Annotated in this window: 11 protein-coding genes; 4 read left to right on the top strand and 7 right to left on the bottom strand. The window is 58.4% G+C overall.

Annotated features, from left to right (window positions below; all coding sequences use genetic code 11):
* Positions 1 to 64: 64 nt before the first annotated feature.
* The 3 genes from BMZ57_RS14485 to BMZ57_RS29515 form a co-directional block, all read right to left on the bottom strand.
* Positions 65 to 2,293, bottom strand: a complete 2,229-nt coding sequence (locus BMZ57_RS14485) for a TonB-dependent siderophore receptor (protein WP_010210853.1) — start codon at positions 2,291 to 2,293, stop codon at positions 65 to 67.
* Positions 2,294 to 2,404: 111 nt separating this feature from the next.
* Positions 2,405 to 4,156, bottom strand: a complete 1,752-nt coding sequence (locus BMZ57_RS14480; RefSeq protein ID WP_010210852.1) for a phosphoethanolamine transferase CptA — start codon at positions 4,154 to 4,156, stop codon at positions 2,405 to 2,407.
* 161 nt (positions 4,157 to 4,317) lie between these two features.
* On the bottom strand, positions 4,318 to 4,497 hold the full coding sequence (locus tag BMZ57_RS29515) for a DUF6026 family protein (protein ID WP_255213030.1): 180 nt from the start codon (positions 4,495 to 4,497) through the stop codon (positions 4,318 to 4,320).
* A 270-nt stretch (positions 4,498 to 4,767) separates the two neighbouring features.
* Here BMZ57_RS29515 and gnd point away from each other — a divergent pair, with 270 nt between their 5' ends.
* The 3 genes from gnd to BMZ57_RS14465 are packed head-to-tail and all read left to right on the top strand — an operon-like array spanning position 4,768 to position 8,092.
* The gene (gene gnd / locus BMZ57_RS14475; protein ID WP_021491799.1) at positions 4,768 to 5,751 is read left to right on the top strand and encodes a phosphogluconate dehydrogenase (NAD(+)-dependent, decarboxylating); all 984 of its coding nucleotides are present in this window, start codon (positions 4,768 to 4,770) and stop codon (positions 5,749 to 5,751) included.
* The gene (zwf, locus tag BMZ57_RS14470) at positions 5,748 to 7,271 is read left to right on the top strand and encodes a glucose-6-phosphate dehydrogenase (protein WP_069672654.1); all 1,524 of its coding nucleotides are present in this window, start codon (positions 5,748 to 5,750) and stop codon (positions 7,269 to 7,271) included. The genes gnd and zwf overlap by 4 nt, the downstream gene beginning before the upstream one ends.
* Positions 7,268 to 8,092, top strand: a complete 825-nt coding sequence (locus tag BMZ57_RS14465) for a Cof-type HAD-IIB family hydrolase (protein WP_069672653.1) — start codon at positions 7,268 to 7,270, stop codon at positions 8,090 to 8,092. Before zwf ends, BMZ57_RS14465 begins: the two co-directional genes overlap by 4 nt.
* A gap of 66 nt (positions 8,093 to 8,158) precedes the next feature.
* Here the strand turns inward: BMZ57_RS14465 and BMZ57_RS14460 are convergent, their stop codons facing one another.
* Positions 8,159 to 8,419, bottom strand: a complete 261-nt coding sequence (locus BMZ57_RS14460) for a hypothetical protein (protein WP_010210845.1) — start codon at positions 8,417 to 8,419, stop codon at positions 8,159 to 8,161.
* 343 nt (positions 8,420 to 8,762) lie between these two features.
* Here BMZ57_RS14460 and BMZ57_RS14455 point away from each other — a divergent pair, with 343 nt between their 5' ends.
* Positions 8,763 to 10,088 carry a sigma-54 dependent transcriptional regulator gene (locus BMZ57_RS14455; RefSeq protein WP_021491796.1) on the top strand — a complete coding sequence of 442 codons (1,326 nt, stop codon included), beginning with the start codon at positions 8,763 to 8,765 and terminating at the stop codon, positions 10,086 to 10,088.
* Positions 10,089 to 10,196: 108 nt separating this feature from the next.
* On the opposite strand, the gene fapF is transcribed toward BMZ57_RS14455, so the two are convergent.
* Genes fapF through fapD form a run of 3 tightly spaced genes read right to left on the bottom strand, consistent with a single transcriptional unit; the run spans position 10,197 to position 13,013 of the window.
* Positions 10,197 to 11,498 carry a fibril amyloid transporter FapF gene (gene fapF / locus BMZ57_RS14450; RefSeq protein ID WP_021491795.1) on the bottom strand — a complete coding sequence of 434 codons (1,302 nt, stop codon included), beginning with the start codon at positions 11,496 to 11,498 and terminating at the stop codon, positions 10,197 to 10,199.
* Between the two features lie 50 nt (positions 11,499 to 11,548).
* Positions 11,549 to 12,292, bottom strand: coding sequence for a fibril amyloid subunit FapE (fapE, locus tag BMZ57_RS14445; RefSeq protein ID WP_021491794.1), 744 nt, complete (start codon positions 12,290 to 12,292; stop codon positions 11,549 to 11,551).
* Between the two features lie 40 nt (positions 12,293 to 12,332).
* On the bottom strand, positions 12,333 to 13,013 hold the full coding sequence (fapD, locus tag BMZ57_RS14440) for a fibril amyloid maturation endopeptidase FapD (RefSeq protein ID WP_010210841.1): 681 nt from the start codon (positions 13,011 to 13,013) through the stop codon (positions 12,333 to 12,335).
* Positions 13,014 to 13,073: the final 60 nt, after the last annotated feature.

The raw sequence follows: 13,073 nt of genomic DNA, 5'->3' as shown, positions 1-13,073 counted from the left end.
AGTAGGAATTAACTCGGAAAAAACCGCGAAGTTAACAATTTCGTTAACTTCGGGTTAAAAGATCTTACAGCTTCCAGTCCAATGCCAGAGTGATCGAACGAGGGTCACCCCAATACACGCCATTGTAAAAACCGACACGTTCGTAATATTTTTTATCAAATAGATTGTTGACGTTAATGGATGCCGAAACATGTTCGTCAAACTGGTAGCGCGACATCAGGTTGACCACGGTGTAGGCCTGCTGGGTGATCTTGGTCGGAGTCGTGATGAGGTCGCCGTCCTGGTTCCGGCCACCCGTTGGACGCCCGGCAAATTTGTAGAACTCGCTCTGCCAATTGACCGCGCCACCTACCGTCAACCCTCGCCATTCACCCGGCAGGCGATAGGCTGTCGACATCTTCAGCAGGTTCATCGGCTGATCGGTGTTGTTGCGTTGCTTATCGCCGTTGACCGAGTGGGTGTACGTGTAGCCTGCGGTGAGATTCCAGTCGGGCATCACTTCGCCTGACACCTCGACTTCAAAGCCCTGCACCTTGTTGCCTTTACCACCGGATTTATAGAACTGCTCGCGGGTCACCGGGTCGGGTGGCGCGGCGTTGTCGAGTTCGGCCACGTTATCCTGGGTGCTCCAGAAGTACGCGGTGGCCAGGTTCAACCGCTCGTTCAGCAGGCTGCCCTTGAGGCCGATTTCGTAGTTGCTGCCCACCACCGGTTCCAGGTATTTCTTGCTGGCGTCGCGTTCGTCCTGCGGGTTGAAGATATCGGTGTAGCTGGCATACACCGTGTATTGCGGTGTCAGGTCGTAGAGTAGCCCGGCGTAGGGCGTCCACATGTCGTTGTGGGTCTGGCGGGTTTTGGGTTCGGGGATACGCTGGTTATTGGCGTCATAGTCAACAGGGGTGCTTTCGATTTCCCAGCTGCCATACCGGCTGCCCAGTACCGCGTGAAGCCTGTCGGTCAGGCTCAGTCGAGTGGCCAGATACCCGGCTTTTTGTTGTTTGCTTGAGTGTGGGCCCTTGAGCCCAGTGGTACGGTCGGGGAACTTGACGATACCGCCCATATCTTGCCAATCAGGGATGGTTTCGTAGCCTTCGGGTGTGCTGTAACGCTGGTAGGGCGAGGAATCCCGCTGCTCCGACTCCCCATACCCCACCATCAATTCATGCTCGCGCCCCAGCAGTGTGTAGGTGCCGGCGAGGTTGAAGTCCACGGCATCCATTTTCGACGTGCCGACCATCTGGTTGGTCCAGGCGGTCATGCCGCTGCCGTCCGGATTCGGGAAGCCCGCGCCGCCGTAATAGACCTTGCCGTCGGTATCGCTCTGTCGGTGGGTGTAGGCGGCTTTCAGGCGCCAGTCCTCGGACAGTTTGTGGTCCAGGGAGGCAAAGGTGGTCTTGTCCTTCAGCGGCCAGGAGCTCCAGTCGGTGGCCATATTGGCGGAGCGTGACAAGCGGGCCTTGCCGCCATCGCTGTTCCAGTAGGGCAGTGTGCCCCATGAGGTGCCCTGAACATGCTTGTTCTGATAATCGAAGCCTACGGCTACCACGGTATCGTCTGTCAGGTCGGCCTCAAGAATGCCGTAGCCGACTTCCCTTTGCAGAGCGTAGTTGTCGCGAAAGGATTGGCTGTCGCGGTAAGCCATCACGGTACGTCCGCGCAGGCGCCCGTCAAATGCCAGCGGGCCGCCCACATCCAGGTAGCTGTAGTAGTTGTCATGGCTGGCGCCGCTGACGCCGGCTTTGGCTTGCCACTGTGACGTCGGGCGTTTGCGGATCATGTTGACCGTGGCCGAGGGATCGCCTGCGCCGGTAGTCAGGCCGGTCGCACCGCGTACCACTTCGATACGGTCGTAGATGATGGTGTCGGCGTCTGACTTCATGCGCCCGAATGTATTGAGCATGCCATCCACCTGGAAATTGTTGATGGAGTAACCGCGCGATGAGTAGCCGGCGCGGTCCGAATCCAGGTGTTGGACGGTCACCCCGGTGGTCTGGCGCAGCGCATCGGTCAATGTATTGAGATTGAAATCATCCATCTGCTGGCGAGTGATCACCGAGATGGATTGCGGGGTGTCTTTGACCGACAGGTTCAGGCGGGTGGCGGTGCTCATGGAACCGGTGGTGTAGGCCCCGGTGTGCTCGGTGGTGGCACCCAGGCCTTCGGCGGTGATACTGGTGGCACCGAGTTCGAGGGCGTTGTTTTCGGGGTCGGTTTCAGCCAGCAGATCCGGGCTTGCTACCACAGTGAACAGGCCGAGGGTGAAGGTCATGGAACGCGTAAAGGGCGCGAACATCGCGGAAGACTCCTTGTCGTCTTTGCAGCCTTCTCAGTAAAAGAAGGCCTTGGCTCAAAGACGAAAGGAGGCGCGGAACTTTAGGGTTAAACGAGAATGATTGTTATCTTTCTATTGCAAGGGCTCTTGTAGCACCACGTCGGTGGTGCGCTTTTTCGGCTTGATCAGGCTGAAGTCGATCAGGCCTTTCTGCTGACGCTCGTAGGGGTTGCCGATCATCAAGGGGCGAGGCGTGAAGCTGTCGCTGACCAGGCTCTTGCTGCGGTCCCATTCATCGAAACTCAGGCCCGCCAGGTCCGCCCAGGTGTGGATCAGTTGGGAGCTGCTGTACGGGCGTTGCAGGTCGCCGGCGAAACTCCAGTCGTGGCTTTCGCGCCATTTGGGGGAGGCGTAGGCCATGAACGGGATGGTGTACATCGGCGCCGTCGGCTTGCCTTCGTTGCGCCCCAAGGTGGTGTGGCCGGCGGAGTCGAAAACGTCTTCGCCATGGTCCGACAGGTACAACAGGAAGCCATTGGGGTCGGTCTTGGCGTAGTCCTTGATCAGGCTCGACACCACAAAGTCGTTGTACAGCACGGCATTGTCGTAGCTGTTATAGGTCGGCAACTGCGCATCGCTGACGCCCTCCGGTACGCCTTGGCGATCGGTGAATTTGTCGAAGGTCGGCGGATAGCGGTACTGGTAGCTCATGTGGGTGCCCAAGAGGTGCACCACGATGAACTTGCGTTCGGCGGGGTCGGCCAGCGCCTTGGAGAAGGGGGCAAGCACGTCACCGTCGTACTGGCGAGCGTTCTGGTTGCGGTTGTTGTTCAGGTACACCTGCTCGTCGGCCTGTTCGGAAAAGGTTGTGAGCATGGTGTTGCGTTTGGTCATGGTTTGCTGGTTGGTGATCCAGTAGGTCTTGTAGCCGGCCTGCTTCATCACGCTGACAATCGACGGTGTCTTGAGGTACAGGTCCGGATTTTCTTCGTCGGCAAAGGTCAGCACCTGTTGCAGTGCTTCGATGGTGTAGGGGCGCGGTGTGATGACGTTATCGAACACTGCCAGTTGATCACGCAGCTTGTCCAGTTCGGGCGTGGTGTTGCGTGGGTAGCCGTAGAGGCTCATGCGCTGGCGGTTGGTGGATTCGCCGATCACCAATACCAACGTTGACGGCTGGCCAGCCATGCTGTCCTTGAGGTTTTTCAGGGGCGGGATCTGGCTGGCGCTGGTCAGCATGCCTTGCATGTTGTCCAGCTGTTCGGTGTAGCGGCGATAGGCAACAATCATCTGCCATGGCACGGCAGGCTCGATGCGGGTTTCGAAGCGATCAATAGCCTGTTCCATGTTATCGCTGGTGGCGATCTGCTTGACCAGCGGATAACCCACCACAGCCAGCACAATGGCGGCCGCGGCGAGCATCGACTGACCGCGAGGCAGATAGACCGGGCGCAAACGGGTCCAGAGGAACACGGCGAAGGCGGTATGAGCGATGAACGCCAGCACGATCCACCAGGCAAAATACTGGGTGGCGTATTCACCGGCTTCCGAAATGTTCGACTCGAACATGATGAAGATGACGCTTTGGGAAAATTCCTGCTGGTAGATGAAGAAATAACCCAGGCTGGCCATGGAGCAAGCCCACAGCACGACGCCGATCAACGCGGCGAGCAGACGTGTACGGCGGGGGAACAGCAACATGGGCGCCAGCCACAGCGCGCTCATAAAGAAGGCTTGGCGAAAGCCACTGAAACCGGAGGTTCCGGTCAGTTGGATCAGCAGTTGGGTAATACCCGAGAAGTACCAGAAGAACAGAAACAGCCAACCAAGACCGGCCCAATCAAAGCCTTTCGCAGACGTAGTGCTGCGTTTGAACATCGCCATCCAGCGCTCCAACCCGATAATTTTTTCAGTTGACGCGCAGGGGCGCGCGCAACAGAGGCCACCCTTGCATGGGGCGGCCCTTCGGGCGGGAGTATCGGGAGGGGTATGTGAAAACTTTGTGAGATTTTTGTAGCTGTTATCTTACAAAGTGATCGCAAGACTCAGCAGAGTGCGGGCTGGACGCCGGCGGGCTGGTCCAACTGGGCTTGGATGATGTGCGAACGCAGGCGCATGACTTCCTGCTGCAGCTGTTCGCGTTCGTCTTTCAACTGGCGCAACTCATCACGTCGAATGGTGACATAGAGGGTCTGTGGCGGACGATTCATCTGTGCAGTGCTCATTGCTTACCTCGCAAATAGCCGGTATGTCGCGGTGTGCCAGAACGCTTGAGTCGAGGTTCTCGGCAGCAGTCGAGGCTAATTCTGAATTCTTTTTGCGGGCAATGGAACTTTTTTATTTTTGATGGTCCTGTGACTTTTTGTGCCGTGATGGTGAAACGATGGCAACTTTTTTCCATGAAACTACAGGTATCCGCGCTGGACTAACCCTCATTAGCCTCATTGCGCTATAAACTATGTCACACATTTTTTAGTAGTTAGGAGCATCAGCACATGCAACTGGGGATTATCGGACTAGGCCGCATGGGCGGGAATATTGCACGGCGCCTGATGCTCAATGGGCATACCACCGTTGTTTACGACCGTAACGAAGCATTTGTAAAAGGCCTGAGCGAAGAGGGCGCTACCGGCGTTGCCGATCTCAAGGCCCTGGTTGCCGGGCTGCAGAAGCCGCGCACCGTGTGGGTGATGCTGCCAGCCGGCGCACCGACCGAAGACACCATCAACGAATTGAGTACGCTGCTGGAAGACGGTGATGCAATCATCGACGGCGGCAACACCAACTATAAGGACGACGTCCGTCGGGCCAAGGCGCTGGCGGAAAAAGGCTTGCACTATGTCGACGTCGGCACGTCCGGCGGCGTCTGGGGCCTGGAGCGTGGTTACTGCATGATGATCGGTGGCGACGCCGAGACCGTGCAGCGCCTCGATCCTATCTTCAAGAGTCTGGCCCCTGGCCTGGGCAACATCCCGCGCACCAAGGATCGCTCAGACAGCGCTGACCCGCGCGCCGAGCAAGGCTATATCCACGCAGGCCCTGCGGGTTCCGGGCACTTCGTCAAGATGATCCACAACGGCATCGAGTACGGCATGATGCAGGCGTTCGCCGAAGGCTTTGACATTCTCAAGACCAAGAACTCGGAAAACCTGCCCGAAGACCAGCGCTTCGACCTGAATGTGGCCGATATCGCTGAAGTCTGGCGCCGTGGCAGCGTAGTGTCTTCCTGGCTGCTGGACCTGACCGCTGACGCCTTGGCCACCGACCCGAAACTCGACGGCTATTCCGGCTCGGTTGCCGACAGTGGCGAAGGCCGCTGGACCATCGAAGCGGCCATGGAGCAAGCCGTGCCGGTGCCGGTGCTGTCCACCTCGCTGTTCGCACGCTTCCGTTCGCGTCAGCAGAGCACCTACGGTGACAAAATGCTTTCTGCCATGCGCTTCGGCTTTGGTGGTCATGTGGAGACTTCCAAAAAATGACCGCCAACGGCAAGAAACCCAAGGCCGAACCCGCTCCACCCACCACGCTGTTTCTGTTTGGTGCCCATGGTGACCTCGTCAAGCGCCTGCTCATGCCGGCGCTGTACAACCTCAGTCGTGATGGCCTGCTGGGCGACGGCCTGCGTATTGTCGGCGTTGACCACAACGCCATCAGCGACGCCGATTTCGCCAAGAAACTCGAAGACTTCATTCGCACCGAAGCAGCGAGCAAGGTCAAGGGAAGTGGTGAAAACGCCCTGGACCCTGAGCGGTGGGCGCAATTGGCCAAGGGCATCAGCTACGTCGAGGGGGATTTCCTCGATGACAGCACCTATGCCGACATCGGCAAGAAGATCGCTGACAGCGGGACCGGCAACGCGGTGTTCTACCTGGCCACTGCTCCGCGCTTCTTCAGCGACGTGGTGCAGCGCCTGGGCAGCGCCGGCCTGCTCACGGAAACCGAAGACGGCTTTCGCCGCGTGGTCATCGAGAAGCCCTTTGGCTCCGACCTGGCCACCGCTGAGGCGCTGAACGCCAGCCTGCTCAAGGTGATGAGCGAGAAGCAGATCTATCGCATCGACCATTACCTGGGCAAGGAAACGGTGCAGAACATCCTCATCAGCCGTTTCTCCAACGTGCTGTTCGAAGCGTTCTGGAACAACCATTACATTGACCATGTGCAAATCACCGCCGCTGAAACCGTCGGCGTTGAAACCCGTGGCAATTTCTTCGAGAAGACCGGCACTCTGCGCGACATGGTGCCCAACCACCTGTTCCAGTTGCTGGCGATGGTGGCCATGGAGCCTCCCGCTGCCTTCGGCGCCGATGCCGTACGGGGTGAAAAGGCCAAGGTGATTGGCGCGGTGCGCCCTTGGTCGCTTGAAGATGCACGGGCCAATTCGGTGCGCGGGCAGTACACCGCCGGTGAAATCGGCGGCAAGTCGCTGCCGGGCTATCGCGAAGAGGCGAATGTCGCCCCGGACAGCAGCACCGAAACTTTCGTCGCCCTCAAGGTGATGATCGACAACTGGCGCTGGGTCGGCGTGCCGTTCTACCTGCGCACCGGCAAGCGCATGAGTGTGCGCGACACCGAAATCGTCATCTGCTTCAAGCCTGCGCCCTACGCGCAATTTCGCGATACTGAGGTGGATGAGCTCAAGCCCACCTATTTGAAGATCCAGATCCAGCCCAATGAAGGCATGTGGTTTGACCTGTTGGCGAAAAAGCCCGGGCCGACCCTGGACATGGCCAACATCCAGCTGGGTTTTGCCTACAAGGACTTCTTCGAAATGCAGCCGTCGACGGGGTATGAAACCCTGATCTATGACTGCATGACCGGCGACCAGACCTTGTTCCAGCGCGCAGACAACATCGAGAACGGCTGGCGTGCAGTGCAGCCATTCCTTGATGCATGGAAGGAAGACGATGGGATCCAGGCCTACAAGGCCGGTGAAGATGGTCCGGCTGCCGCCGACGCCTTGCTGGCCCGTGACGGCCGCACCTGGCATAGCCTCGGATGAGTGATGCCGCGATCCATCCCATCCGTTTTATCCTCAGTGATGTGGACGGCACGTTGCTGCATCCGGATCACAGCCTCAGCCAACGCACCGCCGACGCGGTGCGTGCCTTGCGTGACAGCGGGGTGTTTTTCAGCCTGGCCAGCGGGCGTCCGCCCAAGGCCATGCTGCACTTGATCGAAACCTTCGGCATCGACGTGCCCGTCGCTGGTTTTAACGGCGGTACGCTGATCCATCCCGATGGCAGCATTCTGGTTGCCCACCATCTGCCGGCGGAGGCGGCGCTGGTGACGTTGGCGTTGTTCTCGACTGAGCCGGAGGTGGAGGTCTGGGTGTTTGCTGACGGCGACTGGTTGCGCCGCGACCCGGCAGGGCCGATGGAGCCGCGCGAGGCTGAGGGACTGGGCTACGGGCCGGTCGTGGTGGAGAGTTTTGAACCCTATCTGGACCGTGTGGACAAGATTGTCGCGGCCAGCAACAACACGCAGTTGCTGGTGGAGCTAGAGGCGCAGTTGCAGCCCAAGGTGCAGGGGTTGGCCCAGGTGTCGCGTTCACAGCCGGTGTACCTGGACGTGACTGCAATGTTGGCCAACAAGGGCGAGGCCTTGAAAACCTTGGCGGCGCACCTCGGCATCGCCATGGAGCAGACCGCGGCCATAGGGGATGGCGGTAATGACCCTGCCATGTTTCAGGTGGCCGGGTTGTCGATTGCCATGGGCCAGGCTGAAGAAACCGTCAAGCGTCAGGCCAGCGTGGTAACCGGTAGTAATGTCGAGGACGGTGCCGCAGAGGCCATCGAGCGGTTTATTCTGGCTGCTCAATAAGCGTCGCGCGTTTTAACACTGAACTTGCGCTGATCTAAACCGATAAGCGCAAGTTGCAGTGGCGGATTACTTAGGCATTGCCCACGATTGCAACTGGTAGCCACTTTTATCGAGTTCGGCACGGGCCTGCAACAGCAAGTCTTCAAGTTGTGCCGGGTCGGTATAAGCACTCGACGACAGTTGTTTGCTACCAATACGGGTATTGGTTCGGTCGATGACGCTCAGGCTGAGGGCGCCATTGCCGTCATGCCAGGCCACGCACTGAAAGGGCTGGAAGGCACGGTCTGCGATCAAAAGAGCTTCGTTGATGCGGAGCGGGGCGTTCATGTGGGTTCTCTCTCATTGCCCATTCAAGTGAGTGCCGGCGGTTGGGCTGACCGTGCGGCGGGTTACTTGTACTGATGCACGATGGCGGGGTACGGGTCACATGTTAAAGCAACTATTTTCGATATTTAGTGATTAACGTCATGTAAGCGGCTGTTTTGAAAGCTGAATGGAAGTCTCGTCGACGCCTAACTTTTTCAGTCTGAACACCGGCTGATGGCTTTTTGCCCCGACTTATAGCGAAACGATACAAGGCCAGCGTCAAAACCTTGCTAGGGTAAGCGGCAGACGTCACAAACTATTGTTTCTAAATAACATTTAACAATGTTGACGCCAAGGAACAGTCATGGGTGGACCCCCCGTTCAACGTCGATTGCTAGTGGTTGATCCCTGTGACGACTGCCACGGGCTGCTGCCCGGTTTGCGTGCGGCGGGGTGGGAAGTCGACAGCTGCACCTTGGAAGGGGTCGGTGACCGGTCTTGCGATGTCGGCCTGTTGCGCCTGCAGCCCTATCACCTGGAACGTCCTGAAGCGGTCAAAGAACTGATCAGCCGCAGCGGCACCGAGTGGATCGCGGTGCTCAGCCAAGACGTGCTACGCCTGCAGAACGTCGGTGACTTCGTCTGCGAGTGGTTCTTCGATTTCCATACCTTGCCGTTCGATGTGGCTCGCGTACAGGTCACCCTGGGCCGCGCGTTCGGCATGGCACGCCTGCGTGGCAAGGGCTACACGGCGGTGGATGAACCCGAGCATGAACTGCTGGGAGACAGTCGACCGATCCGCGAACTGCGCAAATTGCTCTCCAAACTGGCGCCCACCGAATCCCCGGTATTGATCCGTGGCGACAGCGGCACCGGTAAAGAACTGGTCGCCAAGACCCTGCACCGCCAATCCCAACGTCACGCCAAACCATTTGTGGCGATCAATTGCGGGGCGATCCCTGAACACTTGATCCAATCCGAATTGTTTGGGCATGAGAAGGGCGCGTTTACCGGTGCACACCAGCGCAAGGTCGGGCGGATTGAAGCGGCCAACGGCGGCACCCTGTTTCTCGATGAAATCGGCGATCTGCCGATGGAGCTACAGGCCAACCTGCTGCGCTTTCTCCAGGAAAAACAGATCGAGCGAGTGGGGGGCAGCCAGCCGATTCCGGTGGACGTGCGGGTATTGGCGGCGACTCACGTCGACCTTGAAGCCGCCGTAGAGAAGGGTACTTTCCGCGAAGACTTGTACTACCGGCTCAATGTCCTGCAAGTGGTCACCGCGCCTCTGCGTGAACGGCATGGCGACATAGCGATGTTGGCCAACCACTTTTCACGTTTCTACAGCCAGGAAACCGGCCGCCGCCCACGCAGTTTCAGTGACGATGCGTTGGTCGCAATGGGTGAGCACGCCTGGCCAGGCAACGTCCGTGAGCTGGCCAATCGCGTACGCCGTGGGCTGGTCTTGGCCGAAGGACGGCAGATAGAAGCCGTTGATCTGGGATTGCAGGGTCAACAGGCAATTTCGCCGCCGATGGCTACACTGGAAGACTACAAGCACCGCGCCGAACGTCAGGCGCTGTGCGACGTGCTCAACCGGCACAGTGACAACTTGAGTGTGGCGGCCCGTGTACTGGGGGTTTCCCGACCCACGTTCTACCGGTTGCTGCACAAACACCAGATCCGCTAGGGCGGGTAAACCGAAAAGCCCCGCAACGACCCTTATCGTTGCGGGGCTTTTCCTTGTTTCGACTACCCGTAGTAGGCGCGAGCTTGTTGGCGAATACCGTCGTTTCAGTTAGAAGTAATAAGGGAATTTCAGGCTGAACGTAAAGTCCGGCGCATCATCCGTCATCCCGATCGCCAGGTTCGGCACAATCGTCAGGTTATCCGACGCCGCAATGGTCATGCCCACGTTGAAGTAGCCTGCGTTGGCATCGCTGGACACCACCGACTGCCAGTCCCCACCGTCAGGCTTGAGCTTGCTCTTGCGCTGTATCAGGTCGGAGACCGAGAACGACATACTCATCTTTTCGTTCAGGGCGAAGGCTACACCGACGCCGAGCTGGAAGCTGTCGCCCAGCCTGACTTTGCCGCCGACCTTCTGATTGACGTCACTGCTGATGTCGTCAAACGAATCTTCGAAGTTATGGGTGTACGAAAGCGAGCCAAACAGCACGGCCGGGTCGAAGGTCTTGACCAGCGAGATGCCCGGTGTGATCGACCAGACACCGTTACCGGTCGGCAGGCTTTCCGGTACATAGAGGTTGTCGTTGGTGGTTTGCCTGACCAGCTTGATGCCGAAGGGTTCTTTACCGGTCGGCGCCTTGACGCGTACCGAAACCACCGCGTCCGGCAAGGTGGGGGTTTCATCGAGGAATTTGTACGCCACGCCGAAGTTCACGTCACCGATGGTTGGATCGCGGCTGACGTCTGCTTCAGAGGTGGCAGTGGCATCGTTGCCGGCGCCGCTCGATTGGTAGGTCGATTCGCGGTACACCACCGGCACGTTGACGTCGAACTGCCAACGGTTATCGACGTTGTAGCGACCGGTCAGGTCCAGGGTCCAGCTATCGGCTTTGATCCGGTCCAGGTTGATATTGCCGAGGAAGATAGAGTCCAACGCCAGGAAGCCGTTGAGGGTGAGCTGGCGGGCATCGTAACGCGCGTAGGTGATGCCGGTTTCAACGCTGAACTTGCCGTTGCCGAAAAAGCCGCTGGCCTCGTTATAGAGGTTGCTCACGCTTTGTGCAGGGGCTGAGTCGTCCTTGAGTGACTGACCGTAAGAACTGCCGCCACCACCTGCACCACCAGAGGCTGCTGCTGCGCCCGTACCTGCCACGGTCGTGCCACCTTTCTTGAAGTCTGCCGGGGACTTGGCCAGGCGCTTGGGCGCGGGTGCCGCGGGTTGGTCCTCCACCTGGCGCACCCGTTGCTCCAACACCGCCAGGGCTTTTTGCTGTACATCGTACCGCTGCTTGAGTTCCAGAAGTTCCTGTTTGAGGGTCTCGATATCGGCGTCTGGCGCGGCATACAACACGGATGCGGGCAACAGCGTACTTAAACAGACCACCGCACGTAGCGATAACGATCGATGCATGAAATAAGCCGTCCTGTTCTGAATGCGAAAGTGCCGAGGGTCAGCGTAGTTCAATAACCGAGAGTGCGTAGGCCTTTGAGTTGATCCAGGTTGCAGTTCAACGCCGGGTTGTTCAGGCCGTTATTCATCACCACATTGAGTTGGGTCATATTGGTGACGAAGTTGGCATTACCGGTCAGGACGATGGCCTGGCCCAGATTGCCGCCACCGATTTGTTGGAGGCTGTTGCCTTGATTATTCTTGGACTGGATCGCCATCTGCAGGCCGCCGTTTCTCGCCGAAACAGCAATATCGCCCGCAGCGCTGGTGCCGTTGACTATTCCACCTGCCAGCAGTACCTGCCCGGATTGCACGACATTCGTGGGGGCCAAGCCATTTTCAGTCACGTTGATACCTACATTGTTGTAGCCCGTATTACCGTCACCGGCTGTACGTACGCTCTGAGTCACGCCTTGGCCACTGCCCAGGCCTGCGCCGCCGGTCACGGTGCCGGTGCCCGGCCCCTGGTTCGTGCCTGAACCTGATGAGCCGGTGGTTTGTACATAGAATTGCGGTGTGATGGTGGACGCGTCGACCTGCATGCTTGCCGTGCCCTTGATGATATCTCCGGCAGCGTTTTGAAACGTGCTGCTCATGACGATGCCGAAGCTGATAATCCGCCCCGGCATCACATATCGACCGCGCAGCTCGGCCATTTCCGAATCCTTGAGTTCGATCGGTTTAAACCCCGATGAAGCATAAGCGGGCATTGAGGCTGCCAGACACAAGACCGTCAGCCAACGGGAAGTGTTCATCTGCTGCTCCTGGAGCGTCCTGCCCCTTATTGCGCTTCTGTTAAAAGAAGTCGCTCTGGATGAAACCGAAATCCATCAGCTCTGCATCGCCTACGGGCCTGAACTCATTCATCTGGTTTTTGGCGGTCAGCGGTGTGGGTGGGTCGAGCAAGGCGTTGGCCTTGTCGTAACCTTCACCCAGGATGGCGAAGACAATGCCATTCCAGCCTTTGACGAAGTCGTCGTGTGAATAGCGTTTATGGCCCAGCACCGGGTCGCCGATATAGACCCAGTCCTTGTCCGCGCGCTGTAACACCACGAAGTGCTTGTAGCCACGAATCTCCAGCAGCACCACCACAGGGATTTTCACGGTCACCAGGGTCTCTGGCCCGATCTTGTAACCCCGGGCACGCATGCCGATGCTTTCGAGGTAGCGCTTCATGTCCAGCATGGAAAAACCCTGGGTACGTACCAGGTCCTGGTCTGCATTGACCAGCATGCCTTTGATGACGTGGTCTTCGTCTACGTCCAGCCAATAGCCCTGGCGCAGGATGGTGGCGAGTGCCGCAGCACCGCAGCTGAAATCGGTTTTCTGTTCCACCAGGTTGGCGAACCGGCGTTCACGGATACTCTCGACCTTCTTGTAGATGACTGCACCGCCAGGCATGGCGGAGATCGCCATGGTGCCTGCCCAGGTTGGGCCGGTGAGCAACATCAGGAGGGTAAGGGTCGCGAGGCGCATGATCGTGTGACCTGTTGGACACTGGAATAAAAAAGGGCCTTGTTGCCAAGGCCCGATTGG

This window comes from Pseudomonas simiae (genome assembly GCF_900111895.1).
Lineage (GTDB): Bacteria > Pseudomonadota > Gammaproteobacteria > Pseudomonadales > Pseudomonadaceae > Aquipseudomonas > Aquipseudomonas simiae.
Note: the sequence above shows the minus strand (reverse complement) of the source record. Positions and strands in the feature narration are given on the sequence as shown.